This is a genomic window from Pseudomonas sp. DCA-1, assembly GCF_046523955.1.
GTDB classification, from domain to species: Bacteria; Pseudomonadota; Gammaproteobacteria; order Pseudomonadales; family Pseudomonadaceae; genus Aquipseudomonas; species Aquipseudomonas putida_Y.
Genome location: NZ_CP169881.1, coordinates 857125 through 877722, shown reverse-complemented (window position 1 = coordinate 877722; position 20598 = coordinate 857125). Strand labels below are relative to the sequence as shown.

The following is a 20598-nucleotide window of genomic DNA, read 5'->3' as shown; positions in this document are numbered from 1 at the left end:
CAGGCAAATTATTTGGCCGAAGTCTGCTCGGCCAACGCCACCGCACGGAACATCGCCCGGCGCTTGTTGATGGTTTCTTCCCATTCCAGCGCCGGCACCGAGTCGGCAACGATGCCGCCACCGGCCTGCACATGCAGCTCGCCGTCCTTGATCACTGCAGTACGAATGGCAATTGCGGTATCCATATTGCCGTTCCAGGCAAAATACCCGACTGCACCGCCGTAAACCCCACGCTTGACAGGTTCCAGCTCGTCGATGATTTCCATCGCGCGGATCTTCGGCGCTCCCGACAAGGTGCCAGCCGGCAGAATCGCCCGCAGTGCATCCATCGCCGTGAGGCCTTCACGCAACTGGCCAGTAACGTTGGAGACAATGTGCATCACGTTGGAGTAACGCTCGATCACCATCTTCTCGGTCAGGCGCACACTGCCGGTCGAAGACACACGGCCCACATCGTTGCGGCCCAGATCGATCAGCATCAGGTGCTCGGCAATTTCCTTGTCGTCCGACAGCAGGTCGTCTTCCAGCGCACGGTCGGCCTCCTCGGTCGCACCACGCGGGCGGGTACCGGCAATCGGGCGCACGGTGACCAGGTTGTCCTCGACACGTACCAACACCTCGGGCGAGCTGCCGACCACATGGAAGTCACCGAAGTTGAAGAAGTACATGTACGGCGTCGGGTTGAAACAGCGTAGCGCGCGGTACAGGTCGATAGGCGCAGCCTTGAAGTCGATCGACATGCGCTGCGATGGCACCACCTGCATACAGTCCCCGGCCAGGATGTATTCCTTGATACGACCGACGGCGTTTTCGTAATCCTCGCGGGTGTAGCTGGAGCGGAATTCCGGCTCGGCTGCCTGCGGGCCGCTCAGGTCCAGACCGCGGCGCGGGGTGATTGGCTGACGCAAGGTTTCCAGCAAGCCTTGCAGGCGTGCCTGGCCCTGTTCGAAAGCCTGATTTTCAGCTGGGTCGACCAACACAATGGCGTGCATCTTGCCCGCCAGGTTGTCGAACACCACCACCGCGTCGGACACCATCAGCAGGATATCGGGTACGCCCAGCGGGTCCGGATTGGGGCTGGCGCCCAGGCGTTTTTCCACATAGCGCACGCAATCGTAGCCAAAGTAGCCGACCAGCCCGCCATTGAAGCGCGGCAGGCCGGGGATATCGGCAACTTTGTAGCGGTCCTTGAAGGTTTCAACGAATGCCAGCGGGTCTTCGACCTCACAGCTTTCCACCTCGACGCCATCCTGGAGGATGCTGACATGGTAGCCATGCACACGCATCACCGTACGCGATGGCAAGCCGATCATCGAGTAACGGCCCCACTTCTCGCCGCCCTGCACCGATTCGAGCAGGTACGAGTTGGGCCGGTCAGCCAGTTTCAGGTAGATCGACAGCGGCGTGTCGAAGTCGGCCAAGGTTTCACAGGCCAAGGGAATACGGTTGTAGCCGGCAGCAGCCAGGCGCAGGAATTCTTCGTGGTTCATGAGTAGTCTCGTGGCAAGCAGCAATAGGTCAGGCAAACGGACGGGCCGGCACACGCCGGCAGGCTGAAGTCAGGCGCGCCAACGCCAACGGGCCAAGGCCTTGATGACTTTCATCCAGAATTTGCCAGTAACCGCCACGGTGGACTCTCTGTCTTGTGAGGCTTGAAGGTCCGCCAACGTTATCCCAGTGGCCGGGTCTGCGCAACCGGGCAGCAATGCCCGCAAGTCGTCGATTACCAGGCTGGGGGATTCATCGTCGATCGGCCTGCCATGGTTATAGCCGTAGGTCAGGCCCACGCATTGCACGCCAGCCGCCTTGGCCGCCTGCACGTCACTGCGAGAATCACCCACAAACAGGGATTGTTGCGGGGTAACACCGGCCATCTGCATGACGAACAGCAACGCCGCCGGGTCGGGCTTTTTCTGCGGCAAGGTGTCGCCACCAATGATCCAGCGGAAGAAATTGCCGATCTTCATCTGGTCCAGCAGCGGGCCAACGAAGCGCTCAGGCTTGTTGGTAATCAGCGCCATCTCCACGCCCTGCTTGCGCAGCCAGCGCAGGGTGTCCCGTACGCCGGGGTAGACCACGGTCAGATCATGGCTTTCGGCATAAGCGTCCATGAACAGCGCCAGCGCCTGTTCTGCCAGCGCATCGTCCACTTCGGCATGGTCGATGCCACCCGCCAACGCGCGGCGCACCAGCACCTGGGCGCCATTGCCAACCCAGTGGCGCACCGCCTCAAGGCCAGCAGGCGGGCGCCCCAGTTCGAGCAGCATGCGGTCCACAGCGGCGGCCAGGTCAGGCACGGAATCGATCAGGGTGCCGTCCAGATCGAACATTACCAGCCTGGGCAGCGTCCCCGGGAACAGCTGCTCGAAGCCGCTCATGGGCGGGCCAGAGCCAGTTCGGCGCGCATCTTGGCGATAACTTCCTGGTAGTCCGGGGCGTTGAAAATCGCCGAGCCGGCCACGAAGGTGTCGGCGCCAGCGGCAGCGATCTCGCGGATGTTGTTGACGTTCACGCCACCATCGATCTCCAGACGGATATCACGGCCACTGGCGTCGATCAGCGCACGCGCTTCGCGCAGCTTGTCGAGGGTGCCGGGGATGAACTTCTGCCCGCCGAAGCCTGGGTTGACGCTCATCAGCAGCACCATGTCGATCTTGTCCATCACGTATTTCAGGGCATCCAGGCTGGTGGCCGGGTTGAACACCAGGCCAGCCTTGCAGCCACCATCCTTGATCAGCTGAAGCGAACGGTCGATGTGCTGTGTGGCTTCAGGGTGGAAGGTGATGTAGGTGGCACCCGCTTCGATAAAGTCGCCAATGATGCGATCAACCGGGCTGACCATCAGGTGCACGTCGATCGGCGCAGTGACGCCGTACTTGCGCAGAGCGGTGCAAACCATAGGGCCGATGGTCAGGTTGGGGACATAGTGATTGTCCATGACATCGAAGTGGACGATGTCTGCACCCGCAGCCAATACCTTGTCGACGTCCTCACCCAGGCGGGCAAAATCGGCGGAGAGAATGGAGGGGGCAATAGCGTAGGGCTGCATGGCGCACCTGTTGGCAAAGTCACGGTGGCGCGCATTGTAACTCAGGGAAAGCGATCAAGGCTGATTGGTATCAATTGGTGTCGACCAGCGCAACCTGTGCCGGCCCCTTCGCAGCTTTAGCCGCGAAGAGCCCGGCACAGGCAAACCATCATCAGGTCGGCTGCTGGGTCCTCAGCTTCTCACTACGCCCACGCAACCATTCCAGGGTAAGCAGCAACACCACCGAGAACGCAATCAGCAAGGTCGCCGCCGCGGCAATGGTCGGGCTCAGGTTCTCGCGAATACCGCTGAACATCTGCCGCGGCAGGGTTGCCTGCTCCGGCCCGGCGAGGAACAGCGTCACCACCACCTCGTCAAACGAGGTGGCAAAGGCAAACAACGCTCCCGAGATGACACCGGGCGCGATCAGCGGCAGGGTCACCCGGCGGAAAGCCAGCAGAGGCGAAGCTCCCAGGCTGGCCGCCGCGCGCACCAGGTTGTAGTTGAAGCCCTGCAGCGTCGCCGACACGGTAATGATGACGAACGGCACACCCAGTACCGCATGCACCAGAATCAGCGAGATGAAGCTGTTGCCCATGCCCAGAGGGGCGAAGAACAGGTAACTGGCCACCCCGATGATCACTACCGGCACCACCATCGGCGAGATCACCAGCGCCATCACCAGCGACTTGCCGGGGAATTCGCCGCGGGTCAGGCCGATGGCCGCCAAGGTGCCGAACACCATGGCCAGCACCGTGGCCGCCGGGGCAACGATGATGCTGTTCTTCAACGCCCGCATCCACTCGGCCGAGCCGAAGAAGTCCTGATACCACTGCAGCGAGAAGCCCTGCAGCGGGTACACCAGGAAGCTGCCACTGTTGAATGACAGCGGCACGATCACCAGCACTGGCAAGATCAGGAACAGCAGGATCAAGCCACAGAGAATGCGCAGGCTGTAGTACCAGACCCGCTCCACGGGCGACATGTATGGGCTCAGCATGACAGGCTCCTCAGCTCAGGCGCAGGCGGCTGGCGCCGACCAGCCAGCTATAGATCAGGTACAACAGCACGGTCGCCAGCAGCAACAGCCCGCCCAGTGCGGTGGCCATGCCCCAGTTGATGCTGGTGTTGGTGTAGAAGGCGACGAAGTAGCTGACCATCTGGTCGTTGGGGCTACCCAGCAGCGCCGGGGTGATGTAGTAACCGATGGCCAGGATGAACACCAGCAGGCAACCGGCGCCAACACCGGCGTAGGTCTGCGGGAAGTACACCCGCCAGAAACTGGCGAACGGGTGGCAGCCCAGCGAGATTGCCGCACGCATGTAGCTCGGGGAAATCCCCTTCATCACGCTGTACAGCGGCAGGATCATGAACGGCAGCAGAATGTGCACCATCGAGATGTAGACGCCTGTGCGGTTGAACACCAGCTCAAGCGGCTGGTCGATGATGCCCATGGCCATCAGCGCGCCGTTGATCAGGCCGCCCGACTGCAGCAGCACGATCCAGGCCGCCACCCGCACCAGGATCGATGTCCAGAAAGGCAACAGCACCAGAATCATCAGCAGGTTGCTCTGCCGGGTAGGCAGGTTGGCCAACAGATAGGCCAGAGGGTAGGCCAGTACCAGGCAGATAGTGGTAATCACCACCCCCATCCACAGGGTACGGACAAAAATGTCCAGGTAAATGGCCTGGTCCGGGGTGGCCTTGGCCAGTTCACCAAGGTCATCGATGCGGTGGTCAACCGAGGCCAGCAGGTAGAAAGAAGTCACCGAACTGGTATTGCGGCGTATCGCCTGCCAATAAGCCGGGTCACCCCAACGCTCGTCGACAGCCTGCAAAGCGTCTTTATAAGAGGCAGGCTCAGCCTTGAATGGCAATGCCCGGGCAGTCTTGGTCAACAAGCTGCGGTAGCCGGCCAGCTCCATGTTCAAGCGTTTGGAAAGGTCACCAAGGGTATGGTTCTTGCGCGACTCGGCCAGGTCCTGGCTGAGCGCCTTGTAAACGTCCTCGCCAGGCAGGCTCTTGCCATCCCACTGGCTGATGACTTCCACCGTACGCGGCAGGCCGCCGACCACTTCCGGGTTACCGACGCTCTTGTACAGCAGCGCCGCAATCGGCACCAGGAACACCAGCAGAAGAAACAGCGCCAGCGGCGCGATCAACGCCTGCGCCTTCCAGCGGTTTACCCGCTCGGCGTGTTTGAGGCGCTGCTTGAGACTTGGATCTGCGCCTTCTTTGAGGGGCACTGCAATGGCCATGGCGAACTCCGCAATACAGGCTGAAATGGGGGCCGTTCTGCGGCCCCACACACTGGACGTTTACTTCTTCGCCGCCCAGGCGTTGAAGCGTTGCTCCAGCTGCTCGCTGTTGTCGGCCCAGAACGCCACGTCGATCTGCACCTGGTTGGCAATGTTCTCAGGCGTGGTCGGCATGTCTTTCTTCACTTCGTCCGACAGCAGGCTCACGGCCTTGGAGTTGGCCGGGCCATAGGCGATGTTCTCGGAGTAGATCTTCTGCTGCTCGGGCTTGACGCTGTAGGCGATGAACTTCTTCGCCTCTTCGACGTTCTTGGCACCCTTAGGGATCGCCCATGCATCAAAGTCGTAGATGCCGCCGTTCCACACCACTTTGAGGTTGCTCTCTTTCTGCACAGCGGCAATACGCCCGTTGTAGGCAGAACTCATGACCACGTCGCCAGAGGCCAGGAACTGTGGCGGCTGTGCACCCGCTTCCCACCACTGGATACTGGGCTTGAGTTCATCGAGTTTCTTGAAGGCGCGGTCCACACCCTCTTTGGTGCCCAGTACCTGATACACGTCCTTCGGTGCCACACCGTCGGCCATCAGGGCGAACTCCAGGGTGTACTTGGCGCCCTTGCGCAGGCCGCGCTTGCCAGGGAATTTCTTGGTGTCCCAGAAATCCGCCCAGCTGGTGGGTGCGGTCTTCAGTTTGTCAGCGTTGTAGGCCATGACCGTGGACCAAACGAAGAAACCTACGCCGCACGGCTGGATGGCGCCCTTCACATAATCGGACTCGTTACCGAACAGGGCCGGGTCTAGCTCTTCGAACATGCCCTCGTCGCAACCGCGCGCCAGCTCTGGCGACTCAACCTCTACCAGGTTCCACGACACACTCTTGGTGTCGACCATCGCCTTGACCTTGGCCATTTCGCCGTTGTACTCACCCGCGACAATCTTGCCATTACCCGCTTTTTCCCATGGCTCGTAGAACGCCTTGGCCTGGGCAGCCTTGTTGGCGCCCCCGAACGAGATCACGGTGAGGTCTGCGGCCATGGCCTGGCCAGCGGTGAACAGCCCCAACGCCAGGGCGGTCAGTTTCAACTGCTTACGCATTATTATTCTCTCCACAGTACAGGGTTGGTGAAGCAATCCATCAATGGGCTTCGGCAATCGGATCGAGCGCGCGGGCGTGCTCCACCTCCCAGCCCAGCGGTACTACATCGCCCACGGCCAATGCCGGGTCGAGCTCGGCAATAGGCTGCTTCACGAAGAAGTCGCCCTTGCCGCAGACTTCCAGACGCACGCGCACGTGGTCGCCCAGATAAATGAATTCGGCCACACGGCCAGAGAACCGGTTGACGCAGCTTTCACTGTGGCCATTCAGGCGCACGCGCTCCGGGCGAATCGATAGGGTCACCGGCTCGCCGGCCTGGCCGACATTCACCGCCAGCGCCTCAACCCGCTCGCCGCGAGGCAACTGCACCTGGCAACGGTTGCCATCGCTGGCCAGCAGGGTGCCGTTAATGCGGTTATTCTCGCCGATGAAGTTGGCGACGAAGGTGTTGCAAGGCTCTTCGTAGAGCGTGCGCGGGTCGGCGATCTGCTGGATTTCACCCTGGTGGAACACCGCCACGCGATCGGACATGGTCAGCGCTTCGCCCTGATCATGGGTTACGTACACCACGGTCACACCGAGGCGCTGGTGAATGTGCTTGATTTCCATCTGCATGTGTTCGCGCAGTTGCTTATCCAGTGCGCCGAGTGGCTCATCCATCAGCACCAGCTGAGGCTCGAACACCAATGCCCGGGCCAGCGCCACACGCTGCTGCTGGCCGCCAGACAGCTGGCCGGGGTAGCGTTTGGCGAAAGCGTCGAGCTGGACCATGTTCAGCACACGTTTGACCCGCTCGCTGATATCGGTCTTGCTCAGGTTGCGCACGGTCAGCGGAAAGGCCAGGTTCTCGGCCACGGTCATGTGCGGAAACAGCGCGTAGTTCTGGAACACCATGCCGATATCACGCTTGTGCGGCGGCACGTTGTTGATCGAGCGGCCGCCAAGCTGGATTTCACCGGCGGTGGGGGTCTCGAAGCCCGCCAGCATCATCAGGCTGGTGGTTTTGCCGGAGCCGGACGGGCCAAGCAGGGTGAGGAACTCGCCCTTGCGGATATCCAGGTTGAGGTCTTTGACGATCAGCGACTCGCCGTCGTAGCTCTTCTGCACACCACGGAAGCTGACCAGCGTTTCGCCGGTTGCAGCGTTCGACTTCGCCTCGCTCATGCCTGCACCTTCTTGTTGGATGACTGCGTAGGCAAAAGAGTAGAAGAGACGCAAGCGCCCGAAAATCGGGGGTAGTGAGAGAATGCCATCATCCGGATGGAAGACTTGTTGTAGGGATCGCCCTACAAAGATGGCGGGATTGGAATGCGCTCCAAAGCAGTCCACCGAACCTGTGGGAGCGGGCATGCCCGCGAAGAGGCCGGTGCAACCATAGAAATCAACCGGCAAGGCCCTTTCGCGGGCACGCCCGCTCCCACAAGGGCCTCGACAGGTTCAACGATTGCGTATGTCGCAATCAGACCAGCTTGTGCTCCATGGCGTATTTCACCAGCTCCGCCAGCGAGTTCACTTTCAACTTCTGCATCAGGCGCGCCTTGTGGGTGCTGATGGTCTTGCTCGACAGCGCCAACTGCTGGGCAATGTCGTTGACGTTGGCGCCCTGGGCCAGGCGCTCGAACACCGAAAACTCCCGCTCCGAGAGCAATGTGTGCAACGGCCGGGATTCGGTCAGGCCCACTTCGAACACCATGCGGTCGGCCAGCGACGGGTCGATATAACGTCCACCACCCGCCACCCGACGAATCGCCGTCAGTAGCAGCGCCGGATCACTGTCTTTGGTGGCATAGCCCGCAGCACCGGCCTTCAGCGCCCGCGCCGCCATCTGCGCCTCATCGTGCATCGACAGCATCAGGATCGCCGGCGCATCGTGCAACGCACGGATACGCGGGATCGCTTCCAGACCGCTCACACCCGGCATGGAGATATCCAGCAGTACCACCTCGCACGGTGTGTGGCGCAGGGTTTCGAGCAACTGCTCGCCGTTACCGGCCTCCCCCGCCACTTGCATGTCCTTGGCCAGGCCAATCAACTGTTTGATGCCTTCACGGACAATGGTGTGGTCTTCGGCCACCAGTACTCGAATCACGATTGCTCTCCTACTCCAACGGAATGGCCACGCTCAGGCTGGTGCCTTCACCCGGCTCACTGTCCAGCGCCATGCTCCCCCCCATCATCAGCACCCGCTCGCGCACACCCACCAGGCCAAACGAGGTGGGCCGGGTCTGCTCGCGGCAAAAGCCTTGGCCATCATCGCTGACCGTCATGCGCAACTGACCGCCCTCACGTACCAGTTCAATCTCCACGCTGTGTGCCTGGGCGTGACGCATCACATTGGTCAGCGCCTCCTGGAGGATACGAAACAGCCCGGTGGCTTTGGCATCACTCAATGCTGGCAGATTATCGGGTACTTGCACCAGACAGGGGATTTGCGTGCGCGCCTCGAAACGCCGCGCCTGCCATTCGATGGCCGAGGCAATACCGGCGTCGAGGATCGGCGGACGCAAGGCAGTGGCGACATCGCGCACCAGCTGGAACAACTGGGCGATCAGGCGTTTCATGCTCGCCAGGCGTTCATTCAGGCCTGGGTCCAGTTCGGCATAGGCCAGCTCGCACATCGACACTTCCAGCTTGAGCACGGTCAGCATCTGCCCCAGTTCATCATGCACTTCCCGGGCGATACGGGCTTTTTCTTCTTCACGCACGCTCTCCAGGTGGGCCGAGAGTTCGCGCAGCTGCTCCTGGGACTTCGCCAGCGCCAGCTCGGCCCGCTTGCCCTGTGTGATGTCCCAGACTACACCGTCCCACACCACCTGGCCGTTGCCCAGGCGACGGGCGCTGGCCTTGATATCGGCCCAGCGCTGTTCGCCCTGCCGGGTGAGGATGCGCCCCTGCCAGGACCAGTCCTGGTCGCTGACCAAGGCCAGGTCCTGTACCCTGTGATAATCAGCACGGTCCTCGGGGTGTACCAGGTTGCGCAGCCCCATCTGCGGATGCTGGATCTCGCTGGGCGCATAACCCACCAACGCCTCGCTACCCTCGCTGATATAGGGGAACTCCAGATCACCCTCGGCCGGGTCACGCTCCAGGCGAAACACCAACCCGGGTACGTTGCCAGCAATGCCCTTGAGCCGCGCCTCGCTTTCGCGCAGGGCCGCCAAGGCGCGGTGGCGTTCGGTAACATCGGCGAGGTAGACCACCAGATATTCGGAGTCACGAAAACGCAGAAAGCTCAGCGACAGCTCCACGGGTAGCAAGCTTTGATCAGCCCGCCGGCACTGCGTCTCAAACTGACCGACACCACCCGTCCCCGTACGCGCGCCCTTCCACAGCTCTAGCCAGCGGTCCATGTTCAGGCTTGGCTCGAAGTCGCTCAGCGGCCGCTCCAGCAGTTCACCCTCGGTGTAGCCCAACATGCGCTCGGCAGCATGGTTGGCGTAACGCACATGGCTGTCCCAATTGACCCAGAGGATACCCACGGTGCTCTGATCGATGGCGAACTGGCTCAGGCGCAACGCCTCTTCGCGCACCTGGCGCTCCACAAGGCTTTCCCGCGCGGCCAACAGGCTGCGCTCCAGCTGGCGCTGCTGCCGGCGTTGCCACACCAGTGTGGCCATGGCACACAGCAGCAACATACCGAACAGCAAGGCGATGTTCTGCCAGAAGCCAGGCGACTCGCTCAGGCGCGGGTATTTCGGCTGCAACCAACGCTGATGCAGTTGTTCCAGCTCCTTGGCCGGCAGTGCCTGCAGGCCACGTTCAAGTACATCGGCCAGCAGCGGCCAGTCGCGCCGCGAACCGATACGCAACAGCTGCGGCAAGCCGACATCGCCGACCACCGCCAGCTCACCGAACTCGCTCTCGCGCGACAGGCGGCTGAGCTGCGCTTCATCCAGCACGGCGAAACTGGCCTGGCCACCGACCACCAGTTGCAAGGCCTCACGATCGTCTGGCACCCCCTGCAAGTTGAGGTTGCCGTAGTTGCCGCGCAGGTAATCCGCCAGGGGGCTGGGCATGCGCACCGCCACGCGTTGCTCGGCTTCAAGCTTTTCCAGCTCCACGGCCATGGCCCCGGTGCGCGGCCCCACCACCAGTTGTGGCACGCGCATGTACGGGTCGCTGAATAGCCACAGCCGCAGGCTGGCCGGCGTCTGGGTAAGGCCAGGGGCGAAGTCGATTTCGCCGCGCTGCAGGGCATGTTCCAAACTGGCCTGGTCGCTGAAGTTACGCCAGGTGAGGTCCAGCCGCAGCGCCTGCGCCAGGCTGTTCACCAGTTCCACATTGGCCCCGTAAAGTTGCTGCAGACGCCGGTCGAACTGGGCGTAGGGCGCCTGCAACACCAGGCCGACACGCAAACTGCGGTGGGTGTCCAGCCACTGCTGCTGATCAGGCTCCAGCACCACAGAGGGCAGCGCCTCGGGCTTGGCCCAGACAATCAAGGGCAGCCACAAGCAGCCGATAACCAACAGGCGACGCACTCGCTTCATCTATACGCTCGACTTGGCAAAGACGACCATGCAGCATGGCCGTCACGGGCAAATACTATTAGGCTGCCGGTTTCATTCTGGCCTTGGGTTGACTCATGTCCACACTTTATCGCACGACGCTGGCACTGTGCTGCCTGGCCTCGGTCCTTCCACTCGGCGCCCTGGCCGCTGATGCCGAAACACCACCTGCAAGTACCGTGGCACCGGCTGCCGAAGCCCCACGCCCACCTTTGCTGGAACGCAGCCAAGAGGATGCCCTGGCGCTGGAGCGGCTGCTGCCCAAAGCTGAGCAGCAGACCCTTCAGGCCGGTGCCGACAGCTTCCTGGCCCTGTGGAAGCCGGCCAACGACAACGATCCGCAAGGGGCAGTGATCATTGTCCCCGGTGCTGGCGAAACGGCCGACTGGCCAAATGCAGTCGGCCCACTGCGGCAAAAATTCCCTGATATCGGCTGGCACAGCCTGAGCGTCAGCCTGCCCGACCTGCTCGCCGACAGCCCGCAAGCGCGGGTCGAAACCGCACCACCTGCAGCGCCTGCGCAAGACAAAGGCGAAAGCGCACCGGCCAAGGACGTGCCGGCCGACGCCAACGCCAACGTGGCCCAAGCCACGGCAGCCGATGCCGACACGGCAGAAAGCACCGACGCCGAACAAGCCAGCGAGCAGTCCGACCCGGCAGATGCCGAACGCATCTTCGCCCGCCTGGATGCCGCCGTGGCGTTCGCCCAGCAACACAACGCCCGCAGCATCGTACTGATCGGCCATGGTAGCGGTGCATATTGGGCGGCGCGCTACCTGAGCGAGAAGCAGCCACCGCAGGTACAAAAACTGGTGATGGTTGCTGCTCAGACACCTGCACGGGTGGAGCATGACCTGGAAAGCCTGGCCCCAACCTTGAAGGTACCGACAGCTGATATCTACTACGCGACCCGCAGCGCTGACCGCAACGCAGCCCAGCAACGCCTGCAGGCCAGCAAGCGGCAGAAGGATAGCCAGTATCGCCAGTTGTCGTTGATCGCCATACCGGGAAACAAAGCGGCGGAACAAGAGCAATTGTTCCGCCGGGTGCGGGGGTGGATAAGCCCTCAGGGTTGAGTTCGGCTTGATCCTTGTGGTGGGCCATCAAAGGCCGCGCCGCTTGCGGATCATGGCATAGGCCTGGTGCAACTCACGGGTACGCGCGGTCGCTTCACGCACCTGCGCCTCGCTGGCACCGGTACCCGCCAGCTTGTCCGGGTGATGCCGGCTGACAAGCCGACGATACGCCTGCTTGACCTTGTCAGTGTCGGTATCCGCCTCCACCGCCAGCAAGCGCAACGCTGCCGCATAGGTCATGGGCAAGCCCTCTGCCCCCGTGGCCTTGCGCGGCTCGTACTCCAGCGACATGGCCTGCACCTGGCGTCGGCTCATGCCGAGTTTCTGCCCCCAGTCCAGCAGCAGCTCACGCTCCTTGTTGCCCATCTTGCCGTCAGCCCAGACCATGCGCCAACAGGCCCGCAAGGTACCTTCCGCCGCGTGGGGCTGCTGGCGAATGCGCCGCAGGTGCCCGCCAAGGCGGTCCTTGCCCGCCTTGCCACGGTTGAACGCACTGATGGCGCGCAGCCGGGCAGCCTCGGCCAGGTCCAGGCGCACCATCTCCTGGCGCGCCTGCTGAATGTGCTGCTCGGCTACCCGACCATCGCACTTGGCCAGGCGCCCGAGCATTACGAACAACAACTCATCGTCGCGTAATGCAGGGCGCCCACCCAGGCGTTCGCGCATGTCTTCCCAGCCTTGCAAGCGCAGCCGGCGATCGATGGCCTGCCCAAGCAACGCACCGAGCAAGGCACCCGGTATGCTCGCAACAGCGAAGCCGGCACCCACCCCAATCACTGTGCTTGGCCACCACATGTCAGGCGCGCTCGCCGATCAGAGACTCAGCCTCGGCCAGGCGTTCAAGCGTGCCAACATCCACCCAGTGGCCACGATAGTGTTCGCCAGAAACCTTGCCAGCCGCCATCGCCTGACGCAGCAACGGTGCCAGCTTGAAGGCGCCGGCCTGACAACCTTCGAACAGCGCCGGGTGCAGCACCGAAATGCCGCTGAAGGTCAGCGTGCCTGGCGCGTCATCGCCGTCAACGACCTGCTCGCCCATCAGGCGGAAATCACCGCGGCCGTGATGGCCAGGGTTGTCGACCAGCACCAGGTGAGCCAGACCTTGCAGGGGAGCCTGCAGACGCGCGAAGTCGTAGTCGGTCCAGACATCGCCATTCACCAGCAGGAACGGCGCATCACCCAACAAAGGCAGGGCCTTGAAGATACCGCCGCCGGTTTCCAGCGGTTCACCCTCAGGTGAATAGCGGATGCTCAGGCCGAAGCGGCTACCGTCACCCAAGTGTTCTTCGATCTGCTGGCCAAGCCAGGCATGGTTGATCACCACTTCGGTCACCCCCGCTGCCGCCAGGGCGCGCAGGTGGTACTCGATCAGCGGCTGGCCGGCGACCGGGACCAACGGTTTTGGGGTGTGCAGGGTCAGCGGGCGCATGCGCTCGCCCTTCCCCGCAGCCAGGATCATGGCCTTCATGCACGCGCTCCGGCCTGCAACTCGGCAATCAGCTCACCCAGCTCCGCCAATTCGGGCCGGCGACCGATCACTTCATCTATATAGGCGAAGAAACGCGGTACGTCGCCCAGGTAACGCGGCTTACCGTCGCGGTGGCAGATACGGGCGAAGATGCCGATCACCTTCAGGTGGCGCTGCACGCCCATCAGGTCACTGGCGCGGTGGAAGGCTTCGAACTCGGCGTGCACCGGGATGCCGGCCGCCTGCGCCTGCTGCCAGTAGTCGCTCAGCCAGCCTTCGACCCGCGCCTGCGGCCAGCTGACAAAGGCGTCCTTGAACAGGCATGTAATGTCGTAGGTGACCGGGCCATATACCGCATCCTGAAAGTCCAGCACACCAGGGTTGGGGCTGCTCTGCATCAGGTTGCGCGGCATGTAGTCACGGTGTACCAGCACCTTGGGTTGCGCCAGGGCGCTGTCGATCAGCAACTGGCTGACGCGCTGCCAGGTGGCCTTCTGTGTATCGGTGAAGGTCAGGCCCAGCTCACGCCCCACGTACCATTCGGGGAACAATTCCACTTCACGGCGCAGCAGGGCGTCGTCGTAGCTGGGCAGCGGCGCGTCCATCGGCAAACGCTGGAACTTCAGAAGGGCATCGATGGCGTCGGCGAACAGGCCATCGGCGTTGTCGGCATTGATGATGTCAAGGTATGTCTGAGTGCCCAGATCCCCGAGCAGCAAAAAGCCGCGTTCCAGGTCCTGGGCGTGGATCAGCGGCACATGCACGTCAGCGCCGGCCAGCAGGTGGTCGATGGCGACGAACGGTCGGCAATTCTCCTGCGGGGGGGGCGCATCCATGATCACGAAGCTGTGGCCAGCGCCCTGCCAGCGGAAATAGCGGCGGAAGCTGGCGTCGCTGCTGGCAGCAGTCAAGCTGCCTGCAGGCACTTCGCCCCAGGCGTTGTCGCGGAAAAGATCATTGAGCTGCTCATCGAGCCAGACCGACAGTTGTTGCAGGCGTACATCGTGTTCAGGCATTGCAAGGGTCTCCGACGGCCCTAGCCGTCAAGCGGGTCATGCTTTATTATCCAGCATCTTTTTCAGACCATCGAGAGGCGTGCGGCCCCACACGCGGGCAGATGGCACGCAGGAAGCCCGGACTAATAAGATGGCATTGAAATCCCCCGCGTTTCGTAGAAAGTTTCCGTTGCTGGTAACCGGCGGTCTGCTGGCCCTGCAACCTCTGGCCACCTCATACGTAGTGGCAGCCGAACAATTCGACTGCCAAGTGTCCGCCGCCGGTGGTTGGGACTGCAAGCCCAAAACCCCAGTCAACAACCTGCCACCGCGCCCGGTGCACGAAGGTGCAGCCGTCAGTTCCGGTACCGAAGCTGCGGGCGAAGCCGAAACTGCGGACCGGCCCATGCTGGTTACCGAGGCCAAGGGCCGTGGCCTGAAGTCGCGCAGTGAAGACTACAGCCACCTGGACTGGGTTCCGCGTGAAAAGCTCACCGCCGCGCAGCTGGCTGAAACCGGCCCCTACTGCGGTGGCGCGTATATCGAGCCAACCCGCCCGGGCATGGCCGACACCACGCCGAAGGATGAGTCGCCGACCTACATCAATGCCAAGGTATCCAAGTACCAGCAGGAGCAACAGATCGCCACCCTCGCCGGTGACGTGGTGATGCGCCAGGGCAGCATGCAGGCCGAAGCCGACGAGGCCAACCTCTACCAGGCCGAAAACCGTGGCGAGCTCAAGGGCAACGTCAAGATCCGTGACAACGGTTCGCTGGTGGTCGGTGACGAGGCACAGATCCAGCTCGATACTGGCGAAGCCCAGGTCGACAACGCCGAATACGTGATGCACAAGTCGCACATTCGCGGCAATGCCCTGTACGCCAAGCGCAGCGAAAACGCCATCATCCGCCTCAAGGACGGTACGTACACCACCTGCGAACCGGGCAGCAACGCCTGGCAGTTGAAGGGCAACAACATCACCCTGAACCCGGCAACCGGTTTCGGTACCGCGACCAACGTCACGCTGCGGGTCAAGGATTTCCCGGTGTTCTACACACCGTACATCTACTTCCCGATCGACGACCGTCGCCAGTCCGGTTTCCTGCCGCCATCGTTCAGCACCAGCAGCGACACCGGCTTCATGCTGGTCACGCCGTATTACTTCAACCTGGCGCCAAACTACGACGCCACGTTGTACCCACGTTACATGGCCAAGCGCGGCCTGCTGATGGAAGGCGAGTTCCGCTATCTGACGCCTTCCAGCGAAGGCCAGTTCGGCGGCGCCTACCTGAACGACAAGAACGACGACCGCAAAGACCAGACTGATTACAAAGATCAGCGCTGGATGGTCAACTGGCAGCACAAGGGCGGGCTGGACGAGCGCCTGATGGCCGAGGTGGACTACACCGACATCAGCGACCCGTTCTACTTCCAGGACCTGGAGTCCGACCAGATCGGTGTTGAGAGCAAAGACCTGCTGGACCAGCAGGGTGCGCTGACCTACCGTGGCAACGGCTACACCGCAAGGTTGAACGTGCATGCCTACGAAATGGCGACCATTTCGAAGATCACGCCGTACGACCGCCTGCCGCAGATTACCCTGAACGGTAAGCTGCCGTTCGAGCCGGGTGGCTTGAACTTCGGATATGAAACCGAAGCCGTTCGCTTTGATCGCGACCTGAAGAATGACCTGGTGTTCAACGAGGATGGCCAACCGGATACAACTGCCGGGGTAGTACGTGATCCTGTAACAGGTGAAGTGCTGGGCGGGCGCCGTCTGGATCAGAACATCTTCGGTAACGCCCGCTCCAACGGTACGCGTCTGAACGTCGCGCCTTCCATGAGTCTGCCCATGGAAGCGAGCTACGGCTACATCACGCCGAAGCTGAAGTACATGTACACCCACTACGACCTCGATTTGGATAGTAAGGGCAAGCAAGACCTTATTGATCATCCCGAACGAATCGATCTTTACGGTGACTTCAAGAGCAACCAGAACCGCGACATTCCAATTCTTAGTGTCGACAGCGGCCTGTATTTTGACCGTAACACCTCGTTGTTCGGTACCAACTACCGCCAAACCCTCGAGCCGCGTCTGTTCTACCTCTACGTACCCTACAAGGATCAGACCGATATCCCGCTGTTCAGCACGGGCGAAACGGTGTTCAGCTACGACTCGCTGTTCCGCGACAACCGCTTCAGCGGCATCGACCGTATCGGCGACGAGAACAAACTGTCGCTGGGCGTGACAACCCGCTGGATCGAAGAGAATGGCTTCGAGCGGCAGAACTTCAGCATCGGCCAGGCCTATTACTTCAAGGATCGCAAAGTCCAGTTGCCGGGTATCGACTACCGCACCCGCACCGACTCGCAGTCGGACGTGTCGCCGTACGCGCTGATGTACAACTACTACTTCAACCGCGACTGGCGCTTCAATTCGAACTACAACTGGGACCCGGACACCCGCAGCCCACGCTCGGGCGCCGCGATGTTCCACTACCAGCCTGAAGACAACCCGAACAAGGTGGTCAACCTCGGTTATCGCTACCGTAACGACACCATCGCCTACGACTCCACGACCGGTACCTGGAAAGTGGGCGGCGGTGACTATGGCACCCCGGGCAGCCCTAACTACGTGAAGGACTACTACAAGATCCAGCAGCATGACTTCTCGGTCATCTGGCCGATCGTTCCACAGTGGAACGTTATCGCCCGCTGGCAGCATGACTACAACCGCAACCGCACCCTGGAAGCCATGGGCGGTTTCGAATACGACAACTGCTGCTGGAAGCTGCGCCTGATCAACCGTTACTGGATCGACTACGACGATTTCAGCCAGGCCCTTCCACAGAACGAAAAAGGCGACCACGGTGTCTTCCTTCAGATCGTCCTGAAAGGCCTCGGCGGCGTAGTTGGCAACAAGGTCGAGTCTTTCCTCGACCAAGGCATTCAAGGTTACCGTGAACGTGAAGACCAAGCTTATTGATCGTCTGCGCCCAGTGTTGCTGGGCGCCGCTTTGCTGAGTGGCGCGGTGCATGCCGCGGTGCAACCTCTTGATCGCGTGGTGGCTATCGTCGACAACGACGTGGTCATGCAAAGCCAGCTGGAACAGCGTGTCCATGAAGTCCAGCGAACAATAGCCAAGCGCGGCGGCGGCGTACCGCCGACCAGCGCCCTGGAACCGCAGGTACTGGAACGCCTGATCGTCGAGAACCTGCAGTTGCAGATCGGCGAGCGCTCCGGCATCCGCATCACCGACGAAGAGCTGAACCAGGCCATTGGTACCATTGCCCAGCGCAATGGTATGTCGCTGGACCAGTTCCGCGCGGCGCTGGCCCATGACGGCCTGTCGTTCGACGACGCTCGCGAGCAGGTCAAGCGCGAGATGATCATCAGCCGCGTGCGCCAACGCCGCGTTGCCGAACGCATTCAGGTGTCCGAGCAGGAAGTGAAGAACTTCCTGGCCTCGGATCTGGGCAAGATGCAGATGTCGGAAGAGTACCGCCTGGCCAACATCCTCATCCCGACCCCGGAAGCCGCCAACTCGGACGATATCCAGAAAGCGGCCCGCAAGGTCGGTGACGTGTACCAGCAACTGCGCCAGGGCGCGGACTTCGGCCAGATGGCGATTGCCAATTCCGCCAGCGAAAACGCACTGGAAGGCGGCGAGATGGGCTGGCGTAAAGCCGGTCAGCTGCCACCTGACTTCGCCAAGATGCTCAGCAGCATGCCAGTGGGCGAAATTACCCAGCCTATTCGCATCCCCAACGGCTTCATCATCCTCAAGCTCGAGGAGAAGCGCGGTGGCAGCGAGAACGTGCTGCGTGACGAAGTGCATGTACGCCACATCCTGATCAAGCCAAGCGAGATCCGCAGCGAGGCGGCCACCAAGCAGCTGGCCGAGCGCCTGTACGAGAGGATCAAGAGCGGCGAAGACTTCGGCGAACTGGCCAAGAGCTTCTCGGAAGACCCGGGTTCGGCACTCAACGGTGGCGACCTCAACTGGGTCGACCCGAACAGCCTGGTACCGGAGTTCCGTGAACAGATGGCCAATGCCCAGCAAGGCGTAGTGACCAAACCGTTCAAGACCCAGTACGGCTGGCACGTTCTGGAAGTGCTGGGCCGCCGCGCCACCGACAGCACCGAGCAGGCTCGCGAACAGCAGGCACTGAGCGTACTGCGCAATCGCAAGTACGACGAAGAGCTGCAAACCTGGCTGCGCCAGATCCGCGACGAAGCCTACGTTGAAATCAAGCTGCCTGGCGCTGACCAGGCCGCCCAGTGAAGCCCCTGCGCTTCGCCGTCACCCCCGGCGAGCCGGCCGGCATAGGTCCCGACCTGTGCCTGCTGCTCGCCGCAGACGCCCAGCCTCACCCCCTGATCGCCATCACCAGCCGTGACCTGCTCGCCGAGCGGGCCACGCAGCTGGGGCTGGCCGTCAGCCTGCTGCCGGTAGCCCCGGGCCAATGGCCTGACCTCCCGGCACCCGCAGGTAGCCTGTACGTCTGGGATACCCCCTTGGCGGCCCCGGTGGTGCCAGGCCAGCTCGACAAGGCCAACGCAGCGTTCGTGCTGGAAACCCTGACCCGCGCCGGGCAAGGCTGCCTGGACGGGCACTTCGCCGGGATGATCACGGCCCCGGTGCACAAGGGTGTGATCAACGAAAGCGGTATCGCCTTTTCCGGGCATACCGAATTCCTTGCCGAACTGACCCGCACCGCACAAGTGGTAATGATGCTGGCCACCCGCGGCCTGCGCGTGGCCCTGGTGACCACGCACCTGCCACTGCGTGATGTTGCCGACGCTATCACTGCAGAGCGCGTCGAACGTGTAACCCGTATCCTGCATGCCGACATGCGCGACAAGTTTGGCATTGCCAACCCGCGTATCCTCGTGTGCGGCCTCAACCCGCACGCGGGCGAGGGCGGCCACCTGGGCCGCGAAGAAATCGACATCATCGAGCCGACCCTGGCCCGCCTGCGCACCGAAGGCATGGACCTGCGCGGGCCGCTGCCGGCCGATACCCTGTTTACCCCCAAATATCTGGAGCACTGCGATGCGGTGCTGGCGATGTACCACGACCAGGGCCTTCCCGTACTCAAGTACAAAGGCTTCGGCGCTGCAGTGAACGTGACCCTGGGCCTGCCGATCATCCGCACGTCGGTTGACCACGGCACCGCCCTGGACCTGGCCGGCACAGGCAAAGTCGACACCGGCAGCCTGCGCGTCGCACTGGAAACCGCCTACCAGATGGCCGAGAACCGACCATGAACGAGCAATACCAACACCGGGCGCGCAAGCGCTTCGGCCAGAACTTCCTGCACGACGCCGGTATCATCGACCGCATCCTGCGCGCCATCAACGCCAAGGCCGGCGAACACCTGCTGGAAATCGGCCCGGGCCAGGGCGCCCTGACCGAAGGCCTGCTGGGCAGTGGCGCACAGCTGGACGTGGTGGAGCTGGACAAAGACCTGGTGCCGATCCTGCAGCACAAGTTCGCCGATCGCAGCAACTTCCGCCTGCATCAGGGCGACGCCCTGAAGTTCGACTTCAACCAACTGGGCGTGCCGCCGCGCAGCCTCAAGGTGGTTGGCAACCTGCCCTACAACATCTCCACCCCGCTGATCTTCCACCTGCTCAGCCATGCTGGGTTGATCCGCGACATGCACTTCATGCTGCAGAAGGAAGTGGTCGAGCGCATGGCCGCCGGCCCTGGCGGTGGTGACTGGGGGCGCCTGTCGATCATGGTGCAGTACCACTGCCGCGTGGAGCACCTGTTCAATGTCGGCCCTGGTGCCTTCAACCCGCCGCCGAAAGTGGATTCGGCGATCGTCCGCCTGGTGCCGCACGAAGTGCTGCCGTTCCCGGCCAAGGACCACCTGCTGCTGGAGCGCGTCGTTCGCGAAGCGTTCAACCAGCGCCGCAAGACCCTGCGCAACACCATGAAAGGCCTGCTGGACAGCGCCGCCATCGAGGCTGCCGGCGTTGATGGCAGCCTGCGCCCTGAACAGCTCGACCTGGCAGCCTTCGTGCGCCTGGCTGACCAACTGGCTGATCAGCAACAAGCCTGATTTAGCCTGTACCGGCCTTATCGCGGTTAAACCCGCGAAGGGGCCGGCATAGTCAACACCCCAAGCCCGATCACCGCTGGCCCTCCCCCCTCCCAATGGC

Annotated in this window: 17 protein-coding genes; 5 read left to right on the top strand and 12 right to left on the bottom strand. The window is 62.3% G+C overall.

Annotated elements, in window-relative coordinates:
• Window positions 1-8 precede the first annotated feature (8 nt).
• The 9 genes from trpE to ACE4QZ_RS04200 all read right to left on the bottom strand — a co-directional run bounded on the left by trpE (window position 9) and on the right by ACE4QZ_RS04200 (window position 10869).
• Entirely contained in the window at window positions 9-1490 is a 1482-nt protein-coding gene (gene trpE, locus ACE4QZ_RS04240) for an anthranilate synthase component I (RefSeq protein ID WP_274101391.1), read from the bottom strand.
• A 69-nt stretch (window positions 1491-1559) separates the two neighbouring features.
• Window positions 1560-2378, bottom strand: coding sequence for a phosphoglycolate phosphatase (locus ACE4QZ_RS04235; protein WP_021782724.1), 819 nt, complete (start codon window positions 2376-2378; stop codon window positions 1560-1562).
• On the bottom strand, window positions 2375-3049 hold the full coding sequence (gene rpe, locus ACE4QZ_RS04230; RefSeq protein ID WP_003255539.1) for a ribulose-phosphate 3-epimerase: 675 nt from the start codon (window positions 3047-3049) through the stop codon (window positions 2375-2377). Before rpe ends, ACE4QZ_RS04235 begins: the two co-directional genes overlap by 4 nt.
• 151 nt (window positions 3050-3200) lie before the next feature.
• Window positions 3201-4028 carry an ABC transporter permease gene (locus tag ACE4QZ_RS04225; RefSeq protein WP_028696960.1) on the bottom strand — a complete coding sequence of 276 codons (828 nt, stop codon included), beginning with the start codon at window positions 4026-4028 and terminating at the stop codon, window positions 3201-3203.
• A gap of 10 nt (window positions 4029-4038) precedes the next feature.
• Complete coding sequence (locus ACE4QZ_RS04220; protein ID WP_021782722.1) at window positions 4039-5286, bottom strand: ABC transporter permease; 1248 nt, start codon at window positions 5284-5286, stop codon at window positions 4039-4041.
• A 60-nt stretch (window positions 5287-5346) separates the two neighbouring features.
• Window positions 5347-6381 (bottom strand): ABC transporter substrate-binding protein, encoded by a 1035-nt coding sequence (locus ACE4QZ_RS04215; RefSeq protein WP_021782721.1) that lies wholly within the window; start codon window positions 6379-6381, stop codon window positions 5347-5349.
• Window positions 6382-6421: 40 nt separating this feature from the next.
• Window positions 6422-7546 (bottom strand): ABC transporter ATP-binding protein, encoded by a 1125-nt coding sequence (locus ACE4QZ_RS04210; RefSeq protein ID WP_021782720.1) that lies wholly within the window; start codon window positions 7544-7546, stop codon window positions 6422-6424.
• A 295-nt stretch (window positions 7547-7841) separates the two neighbouring features.
• On the bottom strand, window positions 7842-8474 hold the full coding sequence (locus ACE4QZ_RS04205; RefSeq protein WP_172402776.1) for a response regulator transcription factor: 633 nt from the start codon (window positions 8472-8474) through the stop codon (window positions 7842-7844).
• Between the two features lie 7 nt (window positions 8475-8481).
• Window positions 8482-10869, bottom strand: a complete 2388-nt coding sequence (locus ACE4QZ_RS04200; protein ID WP_053870461.1) for a PAS domain S-box protein — start codon at window positions 10867-10869, stop codon at window positions 8482-8484.
• Window positions 10870-10964: 95 nt separating this feature from the next.
• Here ACE4QZ_RS04200 and ACE4QZ_RS04195 point away from each other — a divergent pair, with 95 nt between their 5' ends.
• Entirely contained in the window at window positions 10965-11963 is a 999-nt protein-coding gene (locus ACE4QZ_RS04195; protein WP_021782718.1) for an alpha/beta hydrolase family protein, read from the top strand.
• A 27-nt stretch (window positions 11964-11990) separates the two neighbouring features.
• Here ACE4QZ_RS04195 and ACE4QZ_RS04190 read toward each other — a convergent pair whose 3' ends face one another.
• Genes ACE4QZ_RS04190 through ACE4QZ_RS04180 form a run of 3 tightly spaced genes read right to left on the bottom strand, consistent with a single transcriptional unit; the run spans window position 11991 to window position 14447 of the window.
• Complete coding sequence (locus ACE4QZ_RS04190; protein WP_021782717.1) at window positions 11991-12758, bottom strand: TerB family tellurite resistance protein; 768 nt, start codon at window positions 12756-12758, stop codon at window positions 11991-11993.
• Window position 12759: 1 nt separating this feature from the next.
• Window positions 12760-13431 (bottom strand): N-acetylmuramate alpha-1-phosphate uridylyltransferase MurU, encoded by a 672-nt coding sequence (murU, locus tag ACE4QZ_RS04185; RefSeq protein WP_028696956.1) that lies wholly within the window; start codon window positions 13429-13431, stop codon window positions 12760-12762.
• On the bottom strand, window positions 13428-14447 hold the full coding sequence (locus ACE4QZ_RS04180) for an aminoglycoside phosphotransferase family protein (protein WP_021782715.1): 1020 nt from the start codon (window positions 14445-14447) through the stop codon (window positions 13428-13430). The genes murU and ACE4QZ_RS04180 overlap by 4 nt, the downstream gene beginning before the upstream one ends.
• Window positions 14448-14577: 130 nt before the next feature.
• Here ACE4QZ_RS04180 and ACE4QZ_RS04175 point away from each other — a divergent pair, with 130 nt between their 5' ends.
• Genes ACE4QZ_RS04175 through rsmA form a run of 4 tightly spaced genes read left to right on the top strand, consistent with a single transcriptional unit; the run spans window position 14578 to window position 20498 of the window.
• A complete protein-coding gene (locus ACE4QZ_RS04175) occupies window positions 14578-17412 on the top strand; it encodes an LPS-assembly protein LptD (RefSeq protein ID WP_031322158.1) in 2835 nt (944 codons plus the stop codon).
• Window positions 17387-18712 carry a peptidylprolyl isomerase SurA gene (gene surA, locus ACE4QZ_RS04170; RefSeq protein ID WP_021782713.1) on the top strand — a complete coding sequence of 442 codons (1326 nt, stop codon included), beginning with the start codon at window positions 17387-17389 and terminating at the stop codon, window positions 18710-18712. Before ACE4QZ_RS04175 ends, surA begins: the two co-directional genes overlap by 26 nt.
• Entirely contained in the window at window positions 18709-19698 is a 990-nt protein-coding gene (pdxA, locus tag ACE4QZ_RS04165; RefSeq protein ID WP_003255557.1) for a 4-hydroxythreonine-4-phosphate dehydrogenase PdxA, read from the top strand. The genes surA and pdxA overlap by 4 nt, the downstream gene beginning before the upstream one ends.
• The gene (gene rsmA / locus ACE4QZ_RS04160) at window positions 19695-20498 is read left to right on the top strand and encodes a 16S rRNA (adenine(1518)-N(6)/adenine(1519)-N(6))-dimethyltransferase RsmA (RefSeq protein ID WP_003255558.1); all 804 of its coding nucleotides are present in this window, start codon (window positions 19695-19697) and stop codon (window positions 20496-20498) included. The genes pdxA and rsmA overlap by 4 nt, the downstream gene beginning before the upstream one ends.
• The last annotated feature ends 100 nt before the right edge of the window (window positions 20499-20598 follow it).

What these genes read in the sequence shown, in the direction of transcription:
- rpe (WP_003255539.1), bottom strand. Translation starts at nt 3,049, where the DNA reads ATGCAGCCCTACGCTATTGCCCCCTCCATTCTCTCCGCCGATTTTGCC.
- ACE4QZ_RS04195 (WP_021782718.1), top strand. Translation starts at nt 10,965, where the DNA reads ATGTCCACACTTTATCGCACGACGCTGGCACTGTGCTGCCTGGCCTCG.
- ACE4QZ_RS04220 (WP_021782722.1), bottom strand. Translation starts at nt 5,286, where the DNA reads ATGGCCATTGCAGTGCCCCTCAAAGAAGGCGCAGATCCAAGTCTCAAG.
- ACE4QZ_RS04180 (WP_021782715.1), bottom strand. Translation starts at nt 14,447, where the DNA reads ATGCCTGAACACGATGTACGCCTGCAACAACTGTCGGTCTGGCTCGAT.
- ACE4QZ_RS04210 (WP_021782720.1), bottom strand. Translation starts at nt 7,546, where the DNA reads ATGAGCGAGGCGAAGTCGAACGCTGCAACCGGCGAAACGCTGGTCAGC.
- ACE4QZ_RS04190 (WP_021782717.1), bottom strand. Translation starts at nt 12,758, where the DNA reads ATGTGGTGGCCAAGCACAGTGATTGGGGTGGGTGCCGGCTTCGCTGTT.
- ACE4QZ_RS04225 (WP_028696960.1), bottom strand. Translation starts at nt 4,028, where the DNA reads ATGCTGAGCCCATACATGTCGCCCGTGGAGCGGGTCTGGTACTACAGC.
- ACE4QZ_RS04235 (WP_021782724.1), bottom strand. Translation starts at nt 2,378, where the DNA reads ATGAGCGGCTTCGAGCAGCTGTTCCCGGGGACGCTGCCCAGGCTGGTA.
- ACE4QZ_RS04175 (WP_031322158.1), top strand. Translation starts at nt 14,578, where the DNA reads ATGGCATTGAAATCCCCCGCGTTTCGTAGAAAGTTTCCGTTGCTGGTA.
- ACE4QZ_RS04215 (WP_021782721.1), bottom strand. Translation starts at nt 6,381, where the DNA reads ATGCGTAAGCAGTTGAAACTGACCGCCCTGGCGTTGGGGCTGTTCACC.
- murU (WP_028696956.1), bottom strand. Translation starts at nt 13,431, where the DNA reads ATGAAGGCCATGATCCTGGCTGCGGGGAAGGGCGAGCGCATGCGCCCG.
- ACE4QZ_RS04200 (WP_053870461.1), bottom strand. Translation starts at nt 10,869, where the DNA reads ATGAAGCGAGTGCGTCGCCTGTTGGTTATCGGCTGCTTGTGGCTGCCC.
- trpE (WP_274101391.1), bottom strand. Translation starts at nt 1,490, where the DNA reads ATGAACCACGAAGAATTCCTGCGCCTGGCTGCTGCCGGCTACAACCGT.
- rsmA (WP_003255558.1), top strand. Translation starts at nt 19,695, where the DNA reads ATGAACGAGCAATACCAACACCGGGCGCGCAAGCGCTTCGGCCAGAAC.